The organism is Paenibacillus nasutitermitis, from assembly GCF_014641075.1.
In the GTDB taxonomy this organism is placed as follows: domain Bacteria; phylum Bacillota; class Bacilli; order Paenibacillales; family Paenibacillaceae; genus Paenibacillus_Z; species Paenibacillus_Z nasutitermitis.
This window is the reverse complement of the sequence record NZ_BMHP01000002.1, coordinates 1,104,080-1,124,747: the sequence shown is the minus strand read 5'-3', so window position 1 is coordinate 1,124,747 and position 20,668 is coordinate 1,104,080. Positions and strand designations below refer to the sequence as shown.

General features: G+C 51.3%; 18 protein-coding genes. 15 read left to right on the top strand and 3 right to left on the bottom strand.

Translation table 11 applies throughout. From position 1 onward, the window contains the following. Nucleotides 1-26: 26 nt before the first annotated feature. Nucleotides 27-1,115 carry a coiled-coil domain-containing protein gene (locus IEY46_RS15430; RefSeq protein WP_188992862.1) on the bottom strand — a complete coding sequence of 363 codons (1,089 nt, stop codon included), beginning with the start codon at nucleotides 1,113-1,115 and terminating at the stop codon, nucleotides 27-29. Nucleotides 1,116-1,260: 145 nt separating this feature from the next. Between IEY46_RS15430 and IEY46_RS15425 the strand changes: the two genes are divergently transcribed. Further along, nucleotides 1,261-2,445 (top strand): class I SAM-dependent methyltransferase, encoded by a 1,185-nt coding sequence (locus tag IEY46_RS15425; protein ID WP_188992861.1) that lies wholly within the window; start codon nucleotides 1,261-1,263, stop codon nucleotides 2,443-2,445. Nucleotides 2,446-2,627: 182 nt separating this feature from the next. Here the strand turns inward: IEY46_RS15425 and IEY46_RS15420 are convergent, their stop codons facing one another. Continuing rightward, nucleotides 2,628-2,864, bottom strand: a complete 237-nt coding sequence (locus IEY46_RS15420) for a DUF2626 domain-containing protein (RefSeq protein WP_188992860.1) — start codon at nucleotides 2,862-2,864, stop codon at nucleotides 2,628-2,630. 270 nt (nucleotides 2,865-3,134) lie between these two features. Between IEY46_RS15420 and IEY46_RS15415 the strand changes: the two genes are divergently transcribed. From IEY46_RS15415 to IEY46_RS15390, 6 genes are all read left to right on the top strand, one after another. Then, the gene (locus IEY46_RS15415) at nucleotides 3,135-3,782 is read left to right on the top strand and encodes an RsfA family transcriptional regulator (RefSeq protein WP_188992859.1); all 648 of its coding nucleotides are present in this window, start codon (nucleotides 3,135-3,137) and stop codon (nucleotides 3,780-3,782) included. A 109-nt stretch (nucleotides 3,783-3,891) separates the two neighbouring features. Beyond that, nucleotides 3,892-4,833 carry a ketopantoate reductase family protein gene (locus tag IEY46_RS15410; RefSeq protein ID WP_188992858.1) on the top strand — a complete coding sequence of 314 codons (942 nt, stop codon included), beginning with the start codon at nucleotides 3,892-3,894 and terminating at the stop codon, nucleotides 4,831-4,833. Nucleotides 4,834-4,860: 27 nt separating this feature from the next. Further along, nucleotides 4,861-5,250 carry a DUF3397 domain-containing protein gene (locus IEY46_RS15405; RefSeq protein ID WP_229750312.1) on the top strand — a complete coding sequence of 130 codons (390 nt, stop codon included), beginning with the start codon at nucleotides 4,861-4,863 and terminating at the stop codon, nucleotides 5,248-5,250. A gap of 180 nt (nucleotides 5,251-5,430) precedes the next feature. After that, a complete protein-coding gene (gene bshC, locus IEY46_RS15400) occupies nucleotides 5,431-7,092 on the top strand; it encodes a bacillithiol biosynthesis cysteine-adding enzyme BshC (protein WP_188992857.1) in 1,662 nt (553 codons plus the stop codon). 17 nt (nucleotides 7,093-7,109) lie between these two features. Further along, nucleotides 7,110-8,378 carry an adenosylhomocysteinase gene (locus IEY46_RS15395; RefSeq protein WP_229750311.1) on the top strand — a complete coding sequence of 423 codons (1,269 nt, stop codon included), beginning with the start codon at nucleotides 7,110-7,112 and terminating at the stop codon, nucleotides 8,376-8,378. A gap of 187 nt (nucleotides 8,379-8,565) precedes the next feature. After that, entirely contained in the window at nucleotides 8,566-9,585 is a 1,020-nt protein-coding gene (locus IEY46_RS15390) for a DUF4349 domain-containing protein (RefSeq protein ID WP_188992855.1), read from the top strand. A 71-nt stretch (nucleotides 9,586-9,656) separates the two neighbouring features. On the opposite strand, the gene IEY46_RS15385 is transcribed toward IEY46_RS15390, so the two are convergent. Then, the gene (locus tag IEY46_RS15385; protein WP_188992854.1) at nucleotides 9,657-9,902 is read right to left on the bottom strand and encodes a hypothetical protein; all 246 of its coding nucleotides are present in this window, start codon (nucleotides 9,900-9,902) and stop codon (nucleotides 9,657-9,659) included. A 239-nt stretch (nucleotides 9,903-10,141) separates the two neighbouring features. On the opposite strand from IEY46_RS15385, the gene mraZ reads away from it, so the two are divergent. From mraZ to mraY, 8 genes are all read left to right on the top strand, one after another. Beyond that, nucleotides 10,142-10,573 (top strand): division/cell wall cluster transcriptional repressor MraZ, encoded by a 432-nt coding sequence (gene mraZ, locus IEY46_RS15380; protein ID WP_188992853.1) that lies wholly within the window; start codon nucleotides 10,142-10,144, stop codon nucleotides 10,571-10,573. A gap of 72 nt (nucleotides 10,574-10,645) precedes the next feature. After that, nucleotides 10,646-11,578 carry a 16S rRNA (cytosine(1402)-N(4))-methyltransferase RsmH gene (gene rsmH / locus IEY46_RS15375; RefSeq protein WP_188992852.1) on the top strand — a complete coding sequence of 311 codons (933 nt, stop codon included), beginning with the start codon at nucleotides 10,646-10,648 and terminating at the stop codon, nucleotides 11,576-11,578. A 61-nt stretch (nucleotides 11,579-11,639) separates the two neighbouring features. Further along, on the top strand, nucleotides 11,640-12,044 hold the full coding sequence (gene ftsL2 / locus IEY46_RS15370; RefSeq protein ID WP_188992851.1) for a cell division protein FtsL: 405 nt from the start codon (nucleotides 11,640-11,642) through the stop codon (nucleotides 12,042-12,044). Between the two features lie 11 nt (nucleotides 12,045-12,055). Then, nucleotides 12,056-14,260 carry a PASTA domain-containing penicillin-binding protein gene (locus tag IEY46_RS15365; protein ID WP_188992850.1) on the top strand — a complete coding sequence of 735 codons (2,205 nt, stop codon included), beginning with the start codon at nucleotides 12,056-12,058 and terminating at the stop codon, nucleotides 14,258-14,260. A 115-nt stretch (nucleotides 14,261-14,375) separates the two neighbouring features. After that, entirely contained in the window at nucleotides 14,376-16,316 is a 1,941-nt protein-coding gene (locus IEY46_RS15360) for a stage V sporulation protein D (protein ID WP_188992849.1), read from the top strand. A 124-nt stretch (nucleotides 16,317-16,440) separates the two neighbouring features. Next, on the top strand, nucleotides 16,441-17,928 hold the full coding sequence (locus tag IEY46_RS15355; protein WP_188992848.1) for a UDP-N-acetylmuramoyl-L-alanyl-D-glutamate--2,6-diaminopimelate ligase: 1,488 nt from the start codon (nucleotides 16,441-16,443) through the stop codon (nucleotides 17,926-17,928). After that, nucleotides 17,925-19,382, top strand: a complete 1,458-nt coding sequence (locus IEY46_RS15350; RefSeq protein ID WP_188992847.1) for a UDP-N-acetylmuramoyl-tripeptide--D-alanyl-D-alanine ligase — start codon at nucleotides 17,925-17,927, stop codon at nucleotides 19,380-19,382. The genes IEY46_RS15355 and IEY46_RS15350 overlap by 4 nt, the downstream gene beginning before the upstream one ends. An 11-nt stretch (nucleotides 19,383-19,393) precedes the next feature. Then, nucleotides 19,394-20,350, top strand: coding sequence for a phospho-N-acetylmuramoyl-pentapeptide-transferase (mraY, locus tag IEY46_RS15345; protein WP_188992846.1), 957 nt, complete (start codon nucleotides 19,394-19,396; stop codon nucleotides 20,348-20,350). The last annotated feature ends 318 nt before the right edge of the window (nucleotides 20,351-20,668 follow it).

Genomic DNA, 20,668 nt, shown 5'->3' with positions numbered 1-20,668 from the left:
TCCTATGGAGGGAGTTAGGGAGGGAATTAAAGCTTAACCGCCAGTTTTACGATGAGATTGCCATCTTCAATCGATACGGATTTTGCTTTGAGAAACGAGACTATCCGCTGTGGATAGAAACCCAGATCAAATTCATCCTCCAGCGATTGTCTGGTTGTATCAGGGAGGGCAAGTCCGTTGAACACCAGTTCTTCAACATGAAACAAAATGGCGGTCCCTTCATCCGTTTCTTCTACCGTGTAACGTCCCGTGAGCTTGACCTCCAGTCCGTCGCGCTGGCCGGTAACCGTTACGACGCCGCCGGAAAAAGAAAATGCAAAGTTGCGGAATAATTCATTTTGCTGGCGTAAAAAAGCATTCAGCTTCTCTTCGGGTATCGTCAGCGTATAGTTAAAACCGTCAATTTGCAGCAGGTCCTTGTCATTTTGAACCCAATCCGGCAAGTTTTTCATCGCCTTGGCCAATGCGCTGAAATATTTTCTGACCTCAAACAGGCCAACATTTTTCCAGAAATCCGTCATTTCCGAAATCATCAGGCGCAGCCTGTCGGCATCGGATCGTCCGCTTAAGCTGCTGTCCACATCCCGGGTGAGAGCGAGAACGCGTTCGCGCTGTTCTTTCAAACGCGTTTCCACATCCGCAAGCTGCCGGGATTCTTTATCCATCTGCTGAACGCCTTTTTGAAGGCTGCGGTATTGCTCCTTGTAATGGTTCATGGTTTGCCTGTCGCTCGAAAAAATAAAATTGAAATAGTCCAGCATCGTCAGCAGATCGGTTAAATTGCCTGCATTCAGAACGGCGTTCATAAGAATATCGCGTTCTCCCGTATAATAGGCGCGCAGTATAGCGCCGGCATCTTTCCTGTGCTTGTCCATCGCCTGCTCCTGGTCCGCAAGCGTCGTGCGGGTCTGATCCAGCTGACCGGAAATCGTCTTCTGCTGGTCCGCAATGCGGGCGATTTCCTTGTCCAGCTCAACGACGGACAGGCTCTTCTCCATAATGCGCCTTATTTCTTCATCTTCCGGCGACTGGGCGAGAACGGGAAAGATGGTCAGCCAGACAGCGAAGGCGCTGGCGGCGAAAGCCAGGAGCCGGCGGCGTTTTGTTGCTCTCAACGGCAAAGCTCCCCCTTTGTGAATCTATACACGGCTGCACCAAACAAATGTATTTATGCTGCCTTAATATATGCGGTATAATTTTCTATTATATCTTGAAATGGCTATTTTGTCCTTCTCATGGAGGTCATGGAGGTAAGCACTATTGAACGCAGAAGAGCTGTTGCGAATGCGGATTGCCGGCAAAATCGAAAACGAAGGTGTACAGGGCTGGATCTGGGATAACGGGAACCGCAGCAAAAAGACAGTTCGCTGCCTCCCGTTTCGCGATTACATGGAGATTTGCCTTTACGACGGGCAATGGGGCTATTACCGCTCCGGAGACATACGGGTAGGCAAATCGGGAGACTTTTATACAAGCCCGTTTCTGGGCATGGTCATGGGGGAGAAGCTGGCGGCGTTCATCGGCCGTCTTGCGGAGTCTTTTGGAGGCGGTATCGATGTAGCCGAGTGGGGGGCCGGGACGGGGAGATTATCCCGTCAGATGGCAGATGCCTGGAAACGTAGCGGGCAGCTGCCACTGGCGGAGATGACATATACGGTCGTGGATATGAATCCTGTCCACCTATCTGCGGCAAGGGTAGAGATGGAGCAGGTGCAACACGTATTTTCCGGCCTGCAATTTATGACTCCTATTGAAGCTGAAATGGTACAGTGGGGGCCAAGACCGCTCGTTGTTGCGGCCAATGAGCTGCTTGATGCGTTTCCCGTGCATCGGCTCGTCAAGGTGGAAGGGAAGCTGTGGGAGCTGGGTGCTGCTAGTGTGGGCTTGGAGCCGATTGCGGACAGTGGCAGTACCGCCGCCTTTCAATACGCTTATATGCCCTTGTCCGATCCGCTCCTTGCACAATCGCTGGCCTGCGATGATGTGGAGCTGGAGGAAGGACAGGTGTTTGAAGTCAATCTTGACGCAGAGCGCTGGATTGCGGTTATGGGCGCACTCATCGGGAGGGGGGCACTTGTGATTGCGGATTACGGTCATGAGGCGGCTGAACTTCAATCGCCGCACCGGATGAACGGGACGCTGCGATGCTATAAGAATCATATCGCGCATGAGAATCCTTTTGATTCCGTCGGAGAGCAGGATATCACGGCCCATGTGAACTTTACCGCCATTATGCGGGCTGCGGGCAGGACAGGCTGGCGGGTCGGCTATTACGATACGCAAAAACGCTTCCTTCTCGATCAGGGTATTCTGGATGATTTGGCTGCACATGACGGGAGCAACCCCTTCGGCGAGGAAGCCAGAAGGAACCGGTCAATCGCACAGCTTCTTCTGGGAGATGGGATGAGCGATATTTTCAAGGTGCTGGTGCTTGTTAAGGATTAAAGAAACAGAAAAAAGGCTGCTACACCCAGAACTTCCTGTCTGGCGTCAGCAGCCTTTTTGCTTATGGATCGAATACCAGGATGGTTACGTTCGGCCTGCGCCTTGCCTGATATTATCGGTGGAGAAACACATTCCTCCGTCAAGATGGCAATAGCCGGTTCGTCTTCCCACGACAGGAAGGATTAGAAAGGGTTGCCCATTACGAATACGGTCCAATACGTGAAGCCGACGAATGAGATAAACATATAACCCCAGAACATCAGCATGTAGGTTTTTTCAGAAAAGTTCAGATAGCCTAACAGGACAAACACGACCGTTTGGATAAAGAACAACAACGCCATCTCGTTCATGTCGCCGGCAAACGCCATCAGCGCAATGACAAGCGTCCAAAAGCCGAGCACCCGAAACATACGTGCCATGATTTCATCCCCCTCTCGCAAGTACAAGACCCGATTTCTATTGCCCATTATATCGTTTTGGGAAACCGCTGTAAACCGGTTACCCGTGACGAAATGGCAAACTTTATAACCTTTCGGTCATGCTTGGTCTTTAGTTTGAGACAAATCCGGCAAAAACATGTATGAGCTCCTGAAAAAATGGATATACAATTTAGTATCCGATAGATTCTATGAACTCTACCAAGAGCATAGAGATAAAGTAAGCGCCTAATGTTAGGAGGTTTTCGTTGCATGACAGCAGTCAGACAAGATGCATGGAGCCCGGATGACGATCTCATCCTCGCCGAGGTTACCCTGCGTCATATTCGCGAAGGCAGCACACAACTGGCCGCTTTCGATGAAGTGGGTGAACGGATCGCCCGGACTTCAGCCGCCTGTGGTTTTCGTTGGAACAGTTGCGTCCGCAAGCGTTATGAAGAAGCGATACAAATTGCAAAACAACAGCGTCAAAAACGGAACTATATGAAAAAACAAACGTTTATGGCGGCTCCCCATGTGTCGTCGGTTGCCGTGATTGAAGGGGAAGAACGCACGTACAAGAATGAACCGCTGACGGAAGAATCGCTATCCATTGATATGGTCATTCGTTTTCTTCGTCAATGGAAAGGGACTTATCAGGAGCTCACAAGGCAAATTAAAACGCTGGAGCGGGATGTCCGGGAGAAGGATGAAGAACTGTACACCCTGCGTGAACAAAATCAAAAGCTGTCGCTTGAAGTCAACAGCGCTCAGACGGACTACCGGACGGTCAATGACGATTACAAAACATTGATCCAGATTATGGACCGTGCCCGAAGGCTGACCGTATTGACGGAGGATGATGAATCCAAGCCGAGGTTTAAAATGGATGCCAACGGCAATCTCGAGCGTATTGAATAACACAATATCCGCGACAAAGAAATCTCGCCTATCCGATCAGGAATGGCGGGATTTTTTGCTGCCGGGATGTTACGATACACGTACAATGAACAGAGAAGGAAGTAAAGCGATGCGAATCATAATTATAGGCGCCGGCTCGCTTGGGCTGATGTATGCCGCCAGGCTGGCGGCCGGCGGAGCTTCAGTGGCAATGATCACGCGCGGGGAGAAGCAGGCAATAGCGCTCAGGGACGGAATTTGCCTGGACAAAGCAGACCGCCAGAGCATAAGTGGTCCTGTACCCGCTGCAAGCTTGGATCAAGCAGGCTCTCTTTTGCAGCCGTCTGCAAGAGATTGGATATGGCTTACGGTAAAGCAGGCGCATTTGAATGATGCGTTTATGGACAAGCTGAAAGATTCCGGCTTGCTGGCAGGAGAGGCCTCCTTGCTTGCTTTGCAGAATGGTATTGGACATATGGAGCGGCTGGAGGCCGCTTTCCCTGGCAATCCGCTTTATGCCGCGGTGACTACAGAAGGCGCCCTGCGTGTGAATGAGCGGCATGTGCGTTATACCGGACATGGCGTGATTACTTTTGGCAAATGGCCAAAAGGGGCCGAAAAAGATCGCAATCCGCAAAAAATGTTGTTGAAAACGCTCTATGCGGCAGGAATTGAGGCGGAACTGTCGAATGACATGGGTAATCGGGTCTATGAGAAATTATTAATGAATGCGGTTATAAATCCGCTTACCGCGATTTATGGTATTCGTAACGGGGCACTGGCAGAGGATGGCCGATTGAAAGAAGAGATGGCAGCTTTGCATGCCGAAACGGAGAAGATCCTGCTTGCATCGGGAATGAAAGCCGATAGCAATTCCTGGCAGCGTCTGCTGCAGGTCTGCAAGCAAACGGCGGAAAATGAATCCTCCATGCTGCGGGATGTTAAAGCCGGCCGGACAACGGAAATCGACTGGATCAATGGAGGGATTTCCTTGATTGCAAGGAGGCAAGGATTGCCTTCTCCTTTAAATGATGCCGTAACGACTGCGGTCAAATCGTTATCCATGAGCTAATGGCGAGAGGAGTCGGCCGTTATACAATTGCTTTGGGAAAGTGTCAAAAATGTCTATGCCGCGCTGGCCATGATTCCGGTCGTGCCTTTTATTCTCATTTATTTTGGCTACGCGTCCATAAGCGGCGACCGCAAGCGGGCGCTCCGTCTGGCCATGGATGCCACGACAGCGTTGTTGATCGGCTGTGTGGCGGTTTTGTTCAATCGGATCTTTCACAGCAATTTCGGTTTGTATGGGATTCTTCTGGTCTTCCTGCTGGGCGGAGGGCTGCTCGGCAATGTGCAGTACAGGGCTAAAGGTATCCTTGATTTCAAGCGTGTCGGCAGAGCGGTCTGGCGGCTGGGATTTTTCCTGATGGCTATTTTATATGTGCTGCTGATGTGCATCGGAATAGGCAAAAGTCTATTTACCGCTTAAATTGGAGGCTATAATAAAGTGAGTCGTCTCCCTGTCAGCGGGAGGCGATTTTCTTTTTGACGGTGCGCTCCGGGTTGTGTACAATGAGAAAAAATGCTTTCTTTTCTATAGTGCTTTGTTTAAGTTGCAGGTATATATTACGAACACAGACGATGAATAGAGGGAAGGTTGACACTGTACATGGAAATGGAATCGGTGCAGCTGCCTTTCGGTCAGCCGTTAACCGAACAATATGTGAAACGGACAAACCCGAAAGTGGAGGGAATATTCGGCAGTCACCCTATAGATGACAAGGCATGGACGAATAGGCTCAACCAGTTGAAAGCACATGAAACCCGTCGAATTCCGGCCGACCGTTTGGCGGTTATGCTGGAGCGCTATAATACAAGATTCAACGCGAATAGCTCCGTAATGATTAATATTGCCGCTATTGCAAAAGGGGCATCCGTCGTCGTGGGAGGACAGCAAGCCGGGCTATGGACAGGACCGCTACTGGTCATACATAAAGCGGTTACGATTCTGGCTGCGGCAAGGGAGGCCTCGCGACTCACGGGTGAGACAGTGGTGCCGGTTTTCTGGATAGCGGGAGAAGATCATGACTGGGATGAGGCCAATCATGCCTTTGTTTATGATGAAGAGAACGAAATCCGCAAAATCGCCGTAGACCGTCCTTCGGGCTCGCGGACATCCGTCAGCCGTACGGAGGTAACTTCTGCAGCTTTGGACGCACTCATCAAAGAATTAAAAGAATCTTTGCCGGATACCGCCTTCAAACCCGAGCTGATCCGCAAAATGGCCGCGTTTGGCGAACAATCCCGCTCGATGACGGATTTGTTTGCCCTGATGATGGGCTGGATGTTCGGAGAGCAGGGCCTGGTTCTTCTGGATTCGGATGATCCTGCCCTCAGAGAGCTGGAGGCGCCGATGTTCCGCCGGATGATCGAGCGCAACGATGAGCTGGAGCAAGCTTATTTAGCCGGTGTGGAAACCGTCAGCGGGCTGGGTTTCGCGCCCCAGGCGGATGCACAGGAGGGCTGCGCGAATATATTCCTGTTTATGGATGTGCCGGAAGGAGAAGAAGATACCGGCAATCCGGAGAGAACCCTGCTCTACAAACGCGGCGGAAGATTTGAGAACCGCAAGGGGACCTTTTCCTGCTCGCGTGAAGAATTGCTGTCCATCGCGGATGAAACGCCTGATCGGCTCAGCAACAATGTGCTGACGCGCCCGCTGATGCAGGATTATGTGCTGCCTGTTCTGGCCGCGGTGCTGGGGGCCGGTGAAATTGCCTATTGGGCGGTTACAGCCCCGGCATTCAGCCTGCTGGATATGCAAATGCCGGTAATATTGCCCCGAATGTCCTTCACTTTGATGGAAGGGGCCGTCTCCAAGCATATGTTGAAATTCGATTTAACACTGGAGGATGTGGCCTTCCGCTTCACGGAGAGGAAGAATACATGGCTGAAAGAGCAGGATCATATCGATATTGACAGCCGTTTTGAAGAGGCGAAACGATATTTTGCCGAGATGTACGATCCTTTACTGGACACGATCGGTTCCATTGAGCCGGGACTTACCGTATTGGGCGAAGACAACAAGCGGCGTATTAACGAGCAGATCGAATATTTGGAGAAGCGAACGAAAGAGGCTCATGCCAGGCGGTTTGAAACGGTTACCCGGCAGTTGGACCGGATAGCCGGAAGCCTTTGGCCGGACGGACAACCGCAGGAGCGGGTCGTGAATGCATTGGTATACTGGAATTTATATGGCCGCAGCTGGCTTGAACGGCTGCTTGAACTGCCGCTGGACCGCAGCGGTGGACACCGAATTATTTATATATAGAGAGGATGCTGGAGAAATTGACCGTAGAATCAAAAAAAGCAAGCATTATAACGGATCTGGCGTTGGCGCCGGAAGGACATTTGAAGATTGATTGGGTTGCCGCTCATATGCCGGTATTGAACCGGATCCGCGAGCAGTTTGAGAAAGAACAGCCATTCAAGGGACTTAAAGTGTCGATTTCGCTTCATCTGGAAGCCAAAACCGCTTATCTGGCGAAAGTTGTCAAAGCCGGAGGTGCTGAAGTCACGATAACGGGAAGCAACCCGCTGTCCACGCAGGATGATGTCTGTGCCGCGCTTGTAGAGGATGGCATTACCGTTTTTGCGAAATACAATCCGGATCCCAAGGAATACAAAGCGTTGATGGTTAAGGCGCTGGAAAACAAACCGGATCTGATCATTGATGACGGCGGCGATTTCGTGTCGATCCTCCACGCGGAACGTCCTGATTTGATGGCGCAGGTACGCGGCGGTGCAGAAGAAACGACGACAGGTATTTTGCGTCTGAAGGCGATGGAAAAGGAAAATTCGCTGAAATTTCCGGTCGTCGCGGTAAATGATGCGTTTTGTAAATATTTGTTTGACAACCGGTACGGTACCGGACAATCGGTCTGGGACGGCATCAACCGGACGACCAACCTGGTAGCAGCGGGCAAAACAGCCGTTGTTGTCGGCTACGGCTGGTGCGGCAAAGGTGTCGCCATGCGTGCCAAAGGCTTGGGTGCGAATGTCGTGGTAACGGAAATTGATCCGATCCGCGCGGTTGAAGCATACATGGACGGCTTCACCGTTCTGCCGATGATTGAGGCGGCCAAGGTTGGCGATATTTTCGTTACCGTCACAGGCAATCGCGATGTCATTCGCGGCGAGCATTACGAAGTGATGAAGACCGGCGCAATTCTGTGCAATGCCGGCCATTTCGATATCGAAGTCAACAAGCCTGAGCTTGAAGCCTTAACAGCAACCAAACGCACGGTAAGGCGGAATATCGAAGAGTTTAAATTAAAAGACGGACGCAGTATTTACCTCCTGGCGGAGGGACGTCTGGTCAACCTGGCCGCAGGGGACGGACATCCGGCGGAGATTATGGATATGACCTTCGCCTTGCAGGCAATCTCGCTTAAATATGTGAACGACAACTATAAAGAAATCGGCGCGAAGGTGGTCAATGTCCCTTACGAGCTTGACCAGCAGGTGGCGCAGTACAAGCTGGAGGCTCTGGGTATGGGGATCGACAAGCTCACTGCCGAACAGAAGGCGTATCTCGAAAGCTGGACCGAGCATTAAGCCTAGCTTCAATAAAAAACCGTTTGCATGATTCCTCGGAATCCGGCAAACGGTTTTTTTGTGATCGTTTCTCAGTCCCCGGGGAATAGGAGGCGCCCGCACACCCGCTGTGCAACCTATTTCAATGTTCTGCCGTCTAGAAAATAACAAAAAAATAACCACAATTTTCAAAAAAGGGGGCACGAGAATGAAGAGCGTAAAGCAAAAGAAAAAATGGCTGAGAATGATGTTTGCTGCTGCTGCCGCTGTAAGTCTGTTATTGTCGGCGGCATGCTCATCCAATAACAAAGATGAACAAGCAGCGGATAAAAGCAGTTTGGCGATGAACGAATCAGAAGCGGTATCCGACCATTTTGAAGCCAAGGATGAAAGGGTCACAGGAACAGCAGCTACCGCTACCGAAGCGCCGGCGGATGGTGAAAGCGCTGACATGGGAATACCTGGCGGCGCGGAGCCGGACGCGGATGGATTCAGCCGCAAGTTGATTTATCATGCGAACGTTACAATGGAAGTATCCGATTATGGTCAAGCGCAAACCGAGCTGAATAACATCATTCATTTATCGGGAGGTTATGTTCTGCAGTTCGGCGATCAGAAATCGGCAAACGAACTGGGAGGCACGTACACGATCAAGGTTCCTGCCGCGGGGTTCCAGTCTTTTCTCAGTCAATTGGAGAAGCTGAAGCATATGGATTATGAAAGCAGCATGAAGGGAACGGATGTGACGGAGGAATATGTGGATCTGGAATCCCGGCTTAAAGCCCGGCAGGTAGTGGAAGCGAGATTGCTCGGTTTCATGGATAAAGCCACGAGGGCGGATGATTTGCTGAAATATTCCGAACAGCTGGGTACGGTGCAGTTGGAGATTGAGAGGTTAAAGGGAAGAATGCGCTATCTGGATCAGAATGTGGATTTCTCCACCATCGAGCTGCGGATGTACCAGACAGCCGGCCTTGTTAATACGGCTATTCAGCCGAAGGAGGCCGTGTGGGAGCGGTCACTTCAAGCGATGAAGGCAAGCAGCTCATTCTTGGTACATTTCGTGCAGAGTGTGCTGGTTGTAGCTGCGGGAGCGCTTCCTGTGGCGATTGTGATTCTTCTCGTCGGACTTCCGCTTTACTACCTATACCGGAGAAAACGCCATCGGGCGCTGGAATTGCAAGCGGCAGGCGGATCAAAGCTAAGCATACCGGACAAGGAAGAGTAAATAAGATGTCTTCATAAGATTTGCGTTTGAGCTGCATTGCGGTCCATAGGGACCCTACGTGCAGCTCATTTTTATTGGACCGTCGACCTTTGGCCCGCATGACGCAGGGCGTTGCGGACGGCGGCGGCTTTGGCAAGGGACTGTCGTTCATCTTCACTGCAAATGACGAATTGGGGCATCTGATACAGCTCGATCAGCGCTTCTTTGCTGGCTTCGGCCGCATCATAGTCATTGCCCAGCACATAGTGGGCGACTTGGTAACAGAGCAGTTCGACCGGGCGTAACAGCTCGATTTTGTAATGGACGTTATTTATCATAGCTTTACGTCGGACGCTCCTTTATTTTCAGATGGTGGACATTAAAGCGGACATTATAGCTCTAGCTTACACGAAGCGGGTTCGCAAATAGTTTCAAAAGTGTAACAAGTTTAATTGCATAAATTATTTTTAATAATTGCCCGCAAAAAGAGGAATTCAATTTCAGGTGGCGAATAGAACAACACTAGTGGTGAAAAGTGGGGCAAAGTGGTGATGTCTGACCAAGGGAGTGAACGGCCATGTTTATGGGGGAATTTCAGCATAGCATTGATGACAAGGGCCGTATCATTATTCCAGTCAAATTCCGCGAAAACCTCGGCGATCAATTCATCATCACACGTGGTTTGGACAACTGTTTATTTGTATATCCGATGAACGAGTGGAGTGTACTGGAGCAGAAGCTCAAGTCGCTGCCCCTTATGAAATCGGACGCAAGAGCGTTCTCCCGTTTCTTCTTCTCGGGAGCCACTGAATGCGAGCTCGATAAACAGGGAAGGGTAAATGTACCCAATACATTATGTGAATATGCAAAGTTTAACAAAGAATGCGTCGTTATCGGAGTTTCGAACCGGGTGGAAATCTGGAGCAAATCGATATGGGAAGGCTACTTCCAGCAATCGGAAGAGTCTTTCAATGAAATTGCGGAGAAGCTTGTTGATTTTAACTTTTAGTGGATGCACCAAAAATGCGGGCCCCTGCCAGTTAAACGGCAAAGGTACCTTTTGAGCCGGGAGGGCTGCAGCTTGTTTCAACATGTAACGGTGCTCAAAGAAGAAGCAGTCGATGGACTGGCTATCAAGCAGAACGGCATTTATGTGGATTGTACACTTGGCGGAGCCGGCCACAGCGAAAGTATTGCAGCCAAACTTGGTGAAGGCGGGAGACTCATCGCACTTGATCAGGACGACTGGGCTCATGATAATGCCAAAATCCGTCTGGCTCCCTATCTGGATAAAGTAACGCTCGTGAAACGGAATTTCCGCGACCTGGAGCAGGTGCTGGCGGAGCTGAACATTGACGGGGTTGACGGAGTACTCTTTGATTTGGGCGTATCCAGTCCACAGTTGGATGAGGCGGAACGGGGATTCAGTTACAATCACGATGCTCCGCTTGATATGAGAATGGACCGCCAAGGCGATTTGACGGCAGGCGATATTGTGAATACATGGGAAGAACGGGAGATTTCCCGCATTATTTCCACTTACGGCGAGGAACGATTTTCCCGCTCCATTGCCCGCAAGATCATTCAGGCAAGAGAAACCAAGCCAGTCGAGAATACCGGAGAGCTGGTTGAGCTCATTAAGTCCGGGATCCCGGCAGCAACCAGGCGGACCGGACCGCATCCGGCAAAACGCACCTTCCAGGCATTGCGCATAGCGGTCAATGATGAACTGGGTGCAGAGGAGTCCGGGTTGGAACAAGCCATCAATGTATTGAAATCCGGAGGGAGAGCATCGGTCATTACCTTCCATTCGCTGGAGGACCGGATATGCAAGCAAATATTTGCGAAATATGTAGAAACCTGTACCTGTCCGCCGGATTTTCCGATATGTGTATGCGGCCGTAGCGGCCGTTTGAAACTGATTAACCGCAAACCGATTTTGCCAGGCGAGCAAGAGCTGGAACAAAACCCAAGGTCACGATCGGCAAAACTGAGAATAGCGGAAAAATTATAGAACTGCAGCTGCAAAGTTGGGATCACAAGAATCACGATTGGGACAATGGGGAGGAACACGAGTGGCATATGTAAATGGCAATCTGGCGCTTCAGCCGAAACACAAACCGGATCCGAAGCAATCATTCCGCGAGACGAAGAAGATTCAGGTAAAACGCAAATCAATACCCGTGCAAGAGAAGCTGCTCTATTTATTCACCATTATCCTGTGTGTTATTGTTGCCGGGGTCATTATTTTCCGTTATGCGCAAATCTATGAAATGAACAAGCAGATCAAAGATATGACGCGCAGCTATTCGGCTATGGAAGTCGAGATGAAAGAGCTTAAGAAGCAGGTGGAAACACTGAAGAATCCGGAATCCATTCAGGACCAGGCCAAAAAACTGGGTATGGTAGACGACCCCAACGATACAATCAAAGTCAAAACAGGAAGCAAAGAGACAGAAACCGCATTGAATAAGGAATAAGGTGATCAGCTATGACAAAAAGGATAAAATTGCGTACGCTGCTGGTCGGAGGGTTCATTACCCTCTTTTTTGTTGTCCTTGTAGGCAGAATCTATTGGGTTCAGGTAGTCAATGCCGATTATTGGGCGGATAAGGCACGCGATGTCTGGTCCAAATCAGAGAAGTTGATCCCTACCAGGGGAACGATCTCCGACCGGGACGGAAATGTGCTGGCCATGGATGTTCTGGCTTACAATCTTTCCGTTAATCCGAAGGTGATCCACGATCTCAAGCTGGAAGACCAGATTGTCAGCAAGCTTCATACGATTCTGGGGAAATCGGAAAGCGATCTGCTGGAAATTATTACGGCCAAGAACAATAACGGTGAGTTTTATGTGAACCGCGAGGTCCAACAGCAGGGCAGGCAGATGGATAAGGAAGTCATGGACAAGATCGATAAGTACAGAGAAGAGCTGAAGAAGCAGACCAAAGAGCTGGATGTCGGCATCTATCTGGTTGAGGACAAGAAACGTTATTATCCCAAAAAAAATATGGCCTCCCATATTATCGGATATGTGGATAAACAAGGTGTGCCCATTATGGGACTGGAGAAATCCCTGGATAAGGATTTGAGCGGACAGGAAGGCGAAATTATTTATGAGCGGGATGGAAATGGCGTCATTCTGGAGAATGGGACGGTCAAATTCAACCCTTCGGTGGATGGCAAGAATATCAAGCTGACCATTGATTCGGATATTCAGCATTATGTCGAACAGGCGCTTAAGGAAGCTTATGATGAATATCACCCGAAAAGTATTACGGCGATCGCAGTGGATCCGCAAACGATGGAAATTTTGGGAATGGCCAACCTGCCGGACTTTAACCCCAATGAGTTCTGGAAAGCGCAGCAGCCGGATTTCTATAACAGTGCAGTAAGGGCGCTCTATGAGCCGGGTTCGACGTTCAAGATCGTAACGCTTGCGAGCGCAGTTCAAGAAGGCATGTTCGACCCCAACGAGACGTACATGTCCGGTTCGATTCAAGTGACGAAAGGCAAAGCGCCCATCCGTGATATCAAACGGGGAGGCTGGGGGCCGATTACGTACCTGGAAGGTCTCAAACGTTCCAGTAACGTCGCTTTCGTCAAGCTTGGCTTTGAGAAACTGAAGGCAGACCGTTTGATGGATTACATCAAAAAATTCGGCTTCAATGAGAAAACCGGGATCGAGCTGCCGGGTGAAGCGACAGGTTCCATCAGCTTCAACCCGAGCATCAATAGCGAGGTAGCGACGGCTACTTTTGGTCAAGGTAAAGTACAGGTTACGCCGATTCAGCAGGTTACGGCCGTTGCAGCCGTAGCAAACGGCGGCAAGCTGATGCAGCCGCATCTGATCAAGGAAGTTGAAGATCCCGTGACCAGTACATCCAAAGTGACGGATCCCAAGATGGTTCGTCAGGTGATTTCGGAGAAATCCTCGGAGCTGGTTGGAGGGTATCTGGAGCAGGTAGTATCGGACCAGAAGATCGGTACCGGGAAGAACGCATATATTGAAGGCTATCGGATCGCCGGCAAAACAGGAACAGCCCAAAAAGTTGTAAATGGGGTTTATTCGACCGATCAGTATGTCGTCTCCTTTATCGGTTACGCGCCTGTCGAGAAACCGAGAATTGCCGTGTATGTGGTTGCGGATGCGCCGGAAAATAAACTGCTGGGCGGAGGGACGGTAGCGGCCCCCGTATTCAAAAAAATCGTGCTGCAAAGCTTGCGCCATATGGGCGTCAGCCCGACGTTAGAGCCGAACAAGGAGAAGCCGGCCCAGAAAGAGGTAACGGTCACATTGCCGGATCTGACCAATCTTACGCTTGACCAGGCGAAAGCCGAGCTTACAGCCCGTACGCTGACCCCTGAGGTGGTCGGCAAAGGCAATAAAATTTTACAGCAAATTCCCAAAGCGGATTCTGCTGTCAATCCGACGCAGCGGGTATATTTGATAACGGAAAACCGCAGCGAGATTGAGATTCCCAATATGAGCGGATTGTCATTGCGCGACGCAATGGAGATCTGTTCGCTCCTGCAAATTAAATGCATCACGGAAGGCGAGGGTTATGTCACTTCGCAAATGCTCGCCAAGCTGAAAGGAGAGAAGGTGTTAAAGCTTACGCTTTCTCCTCCCGCGATGCCATCCTCGCAGAACAGCAGCGATGAGTCAAAGCAGGAAGAAACCAAAACGGAGTAAGCGAAATGGAGCCAAGATAGCTTGTTCTAACCCCTTTTTGTATCGAATAGGCTGGGATTAGGAAACGGATGTGCGTAATTTCCCGTTTTACGTGCTATTCGAAAGGGGATTGCCGGTGAAAATTTCGAATGTTACCGTAAGGCGCCGTTTGTTTACCGCGCTGATTATCGCAGTTGCTTCTTTTGCGCTTCTCATAGGCAGGCTCGCATATGTCCAATTGTGGAAAGGCGAGGAGCTCGCGTCCAAAGCAGAAAACTCCTGGCGGCGGGAAATTCCTTTCTCGGCCAAGCGGGGCGAAATTTGGGACCGAAACGGTACCAAGCTTGCGTATAATATAAGCTCGCCAACGATAATGGCTATTCCTGCTCAAATCAAGGATCCTAAGAAAACAGCAGCCGAGCTGGCCCGTATCCTTGATATGACGGTAGAGCCCGTACTGAAAACCATTACGAAAAAACAATTGATCGTCCGCATTCAACCGGGAGGCCGGAAAATCACGACGGACAAGGCTCAATTGGTTCGTGATTTGGCATTGCCGGGCATTGTGGTAGCCGAGGACAACAAACGTTATTATCCGATGAGCACCTTTGCTTCTCATGTTCTGGGCTTTACCGGTATCGATAATCAGGGATTAACGGGCATTGAAGCGAAATACAATGACAGGCTGTCGGGGATTAACGGCAATATTTCATTTCTATCCGATGCGAAAGGGCGCCAGATGCCGGGATCATCCGATTCATTTTTAAAGCCCAAGGATGGCCTAAATCTAAAGCTGACCCTCGACAAGCAGATCCAATCCATCATGGAGCGCGAGCTCGATCAGGCGATGGTTAAGTTTCAGGCGGATGATATTATGGCGATTGCCATGGACCCCAAGACGGGAGAAATTCTCGGCATGGCCAGCCGGCCGACGTATGAACCGGATAAATACCGGGATGTCGATCCGGAGGTGTACAACCGCAATTTGCCGATCTGGATGACGTATGAGCCAGGATCGACGTTCAAGATTATTACACTCTCCGCTGCGCTTGAAGAAGGAAAAGTAAATCTGGCCACGGACCATTTCTATGATCCCGGATTTGTGGAGGTGGGAGGAGCCCGTCTGCGCTGCTGGAAAAAAGGCGGCCACGGTTCCCAGACCTTCCTGGAGGTTGTCCAAAACTCATGCAATCCCGGATTTGTGGCACTGGGCAACCGGCTGGGCAAAGAAACCTTGTTCAAGTATATCAAGGACTTCGGCTTCGGCACGAAAACCGGTATTGATCTTGGCGGCGAAGAGAATGGGATCATGTTCAAAATGAGTCAGGTCGGTCCTGTAGAACTGGCGACCACCGCATTCGGACAAGGGGTTTCCGTAACGCCGATCCAACAGATCGCGGCGGTTTCCGCAGCCGTTAACGGCGGGACCTTGTATAAGCCCCATTTGGCGAAGGCCTGGGTCAATCCCGAAACCGGCGAAACGGTGGAAACCATCCAGCCTGAAGCCGTCCGAAAGGTCATATCGGAGAAAACCAGCCAGCAGGTGCGGCAAGCGCTGGAGAGCGTGGTAGCCAAAGGAACCGGGCGCAATGCCTTTCTGGACGGCTACCGCGTCGGCGGCAAAACGGGAACAGCGCAGAAAGTAATCAACGGCCGTTACTCGCCCAGCGAGCATATCGTTTCGTTCATCGGCTTCGCTCCGGCGGACGATCCTCAAATCGTCGTCTACGTGGCAGTCGACAATCCCCAGGGCATTCAATTCGGAGGCGTAGTTGCCGCACCGATCGTGCATAACATTCTTGCCGACGCCCTGCCTTATATGGGGATCGGGCCGCGCGAGAAGCAGATAGAGCGTCAATACAAATATGGCGAGACCCCGATTGTCACTGTACCCAATCTCGTCGGAAAAACAGTATCGGATATCTATGAGGACATGAACATGAATTTCAATCTTACTTCTGCGGGCAGCGGGGACACGGTAATCCGGCAGGCGCCGGCTGCAGGATCAAGAGTGGAACGGGGCTCAACGATCCGTATTTATTTGGCAAAAGAAAATGATGAAACCCCTCATCCTTGACTATACTGGTAAGAGTCTGGCTGAATCTTCCAATATTTGAAGGGCTGACATGATTTCAATTTCATGTATGATAAATTTTAGGCCGGAGCTTGTCTAAAGCAGGCCGGGGTGGAGGACGGATCCAATGCGTTTGGAACAATTGGCTGAACATTTGCTTACCGCTCGTCTGAGCGGCGATAAGAACACGGAAATCAGTGGCCTTGAGATTGATTCCCGCAAGGTGTCGGCGGGTGACCTTTTCATATGTCTGCCGGGCCACACCCAGGACGGTCACGATTTTGCGCCTCAGGCCAAGGAGCTTGGGGCGGCTGCACTTGTGGTGGACCGGCTGCTGCCGATTGGGCTGCCGCAAATTCTGGTGAAAGATTGCCGGCTGGCAATGGCCGTCTTGGCTGATGCTTTCTATGGTCAGCCCAGCCGCAAACTGAAGCTGATCGGGGTCACGGGAACGAACGGAAAAACGACAACGACTTATCTGATAGAACGGATCCTTGCTGATGCGGGCTTCAAGCCAGGCGTCATTGGAACCGTTGAACAACGGTATGGTGGACGGTCATATCCCATGTCCGGAACAACCCCGGAGGCGCTTGTGCTTCAGCGCAGCCTGGCTGCGATGGTGGAAGCGGGGACCGATTATTGCGCCATGGAGGTATCCTCTCATGCGCTGGAACAGGGGCGGGTAAAGGGCTGCCGCTACCGGATTGCTATATTTACCAACCTGACCCAGGATCATTTGGACTACCATTTTACAATGGAGAAGTATGCAGCGGCGAAGGAGTTGCTGTTCTCCCGTCTGGGAAATGATTATGCGCAAAACAAGGCTGAGCGCACGTATGCGGTGCTGAATGCCGATGACAAGATCTCGGAGCAATTTGCCAAAGCGACATCTTCCGAGGTCATAACCTATGGTGTGGATCAGGAAGCGGATATTCGTGCGACCCATGTGCGGATAACGGCGCACGGGACGTCTTTCCATCTGACTACCTTCAAAGGCGAAGCGGATATTACCCTTCAGATGGCGGGGAAATTCAATGTGTATAATGCACTGGCCGCTGTGGGCGCCGCATTGATCGAAGAAGTTCCACTGGATCAGATCAAGGCAAGCCTGGAGAGTCTGCATGGTGTTCCGGGCAGAGTGGAGGCGGTTAAAGCCGGGCAGCCCTTTGCTGTTATCGTCGATTATGCTCACACACCTGACGGACTTGAGAATGTATTGGCAGCCGTCAAAGAGTTAGCGACCGGGAAAATTATCTGTGTATTTGGATGCGGAGGAGACCGGGACCGGACCAAACGTCCGCTTATGGGCTCGATAGCCGGCCGTTATGCCGATTACGCTATCGTCACCTCAGACAACCCGCGCACGGAGGACCCTCAGCAAATCCTGAAGGATGTGGAAGTCGGGCTTATCGGGGATGGGGTGCCGGGCGACCGTTACGAGCTGCAGGAGGACCGCCGCGCCGCAATCCAAAAAGCGGTTGATATGGCCAGCCCCGAAGATGTAATATTGATTGCGGGTAAAGGCCATGAAGCCTATCAGATCATCGGTTCCAATACGTATGACTTTGATGATCGCGTAGTGGCCAAAGAAGCGATAAGGAGTCTCACACTGTGATAAAACGAACGTTAGGCGCCATTGCCGATATGTGCGGTGGAACGTTGACCGATGACCGGTTTGCCGAAATTGCCATAGCCGGCGTTACGAAGGATTCTCGCGATGTACAGCCAGGCCAGCTCTATATCCCGTTGGCAGGTTATAATTTTGACGGCCATGATTTTGCCAGCAATGCTTTAGATAGCGGCGCCGCGGCGCTGATCTGGCAGTCCAACCGGCAAATACCGGATGAACTTGCAGACGAGCCGCTGCTCCTGGTCGACGATCCGCTCACGGCACTGCAGCGCCTTGCTGCATCCTACCGGGAGGAATTGAATCTGAAAGTTGTGGGGATTACGGGCAGCAACGGCAAGACGACCACCAAGGACATGGTGGCTTCCGTATTGTCAGGCATGTTCCGGGTCCACAAGACCGAAGGAAACCTGAACAATCATATCGGACTGCCGATCACTGTCCTGCAGCTGGACGAAACCATTGACGTGGTTGTGCTGGAAATGGGCATGAGCGGTTTCGGCGAAATCGAGCTGCTTGCCGGCATTGCGAAGCCGGATATCGTCGTCATCACGAATATCGGGGATGCTCATCTGTTGCAATTGGGTTCGCGCGAAGGCATTGCCAAAGCCAAGCTGGAAATTGTCTCCGGTCTGCGGGACGGAGGTCTGCTGCTATTCAACGGCGATGAGCCGCTGCTTCATACGGGAGTGAAAAACCTGCAGCTTCCCGGTTCCATTCACATCCAAACCTTTGGTTTACAGGCAAACAATGATTGGAAAGCTGTTCATGTCAAAGTGGACGCGATCTCGTCGGCTTTCAATGTGGAAGGGATCGAGTCTTTCGCCAGCTTGTCGCTGCCGGTTCCCGGTCATCATAATGTTTCCAATGCGCTTGCTGCAATTGCAGTGGGCAGGGCGCTCGGCATTCCGGCAGCGAAAATCCGCGAGGGTTTTGAAGGATTGCGTTTGACAGGGATGCGGATTGAACCGGTTCGCGCCTACAATGGAGCCATGCTCCTTAATGATGCGTACAATGCTAATCCGACAGCGGTCCGAGCCGCTGTCGATCTGGTAGCGCAGCTGTCAGGCTACCGCCGGAAATGGCTGGTGCTGGGAGATATGCTGGAGCTGGGTGCGCAGGATGCGGAGCTTCATGCCGATATCGGCGATTACATTACCCCGCATAAAGCGGACCGTGTATTAACGTATGGCGCGTTGTCCCGCCATACGGCCTCGGCTGCGTCAAAGTCATTTGAGAAGAAACCGGGAGCGGCAGAGGAAATCGGGGCAAAGACAGATCCATCATCTGCGCAAACAGAAGCGGCCGTAGTCGCTTTCGAGGATAAAGAAGAACTGATCGAGTGCCTCCGCGCTTCATTATCGCCGGAGGATCTTGTATTAGTGAAAGGCTCACGCAGCATGCGCATGGAAGAAATTGTCCACGCGCTGCAGCGTGTGTGATGGGGTGATTTATGGACATCAAGGTCATTTTGCTGTCAATGGGCGCATCCTTCCTGCTCACGGTGTTACTTGGACCTTTGTTCATACCGCTGCTGAGAAGGCTTAAATTTGGGCAACAGATCCGTACGGACGGACCGCAGAGCCATTTGAAGAAGAAAGGCACGCCGACGATGGGCGGTATTATCATCATTTTATCGCTGCTGCTGAGCTTTTTGAAATTTTCCGAGATTACGCCGGCTTTCTGGGTTCTGCTTGTTGCATCGCTTGGATTTGGAATTGTCGGTTTTCTGGATGATTATATTAAAATCGTATTCAAACGTTCCCTGGGGTTAACCGCCAGGCAAAAGCTTCTCGGTCAACTGGTCTTTTCCATTATCGTTTGTATATTGCTTTATCAAATGAATCACAGCACCATAGTCGGCATTCCAAGTACAACCTTGCAGTTTGATTTTGGCTGGTTTTATTATCCATTTGTAGTCATTATGCTATTTGGCACATCGAATGCCGTCAACTTTACCGATGGAGTCGACGGATTGCTGTCAGGTACGGGAGCGATTGCTTTCGGTGCTTTTACGATACTGGCCCTACATGCGAGCATGCATGAATCCGCCATATTCTCCGCAGCCATGATTGGCGCTTTGCTGGGCTTTCTGGTCTTCAATGCTCACCCGGCCAAGGTATTCATGGGCGATGCCGGCTCGCTCGGTATCGGCGGCGGCTTGGCGGCTGTAGCTATCCTGACGAAAACTGAAATCCTGCTTGTCTTGATCGGCGGCGTATTCGTTATTGAAATGCTGTCGGTGATCCTGCAGGTCGCTTCTTTCAAGCTTCGGGGCAAGCGAATCTTCAAGATGAGTCCGATACATCATCATTTTGAGTTGTCCGGCTGGGGCGAGTGGCGCGTTGTCACCTCGTTCTGGTTTGTCGCTCTCATTCTAGCGGCGATCGGCCTAGTCCTGGGCCGATAGCTTAAGGTCCCGGAAGGGACAAGGCGCACCAAGCGCCGAGCCTTTAAGGTCCCGGAAGGGACAAGGCGCAATAAGCGCCGAGCCTTAAAAGGTCCCGCCAGGGACAAGGCGCAACAAGCGCCGACAGCCGCCCCGGGAAGGGGCGGCCATGCTCCAAAAGTCAAGCGTGTCCGAAGGACGAAAGCGGTCCAGACGCCACGCTATCATACCACCCGCCTCTGAAGCCCGGACGTTATTCCAGTCCCGGCAGGGGCATCCGGCACCTCGGGAGCGCCCAAAGTGGAAGTGGGTCCCGACAGGGACGTAAACGAGTTCAGC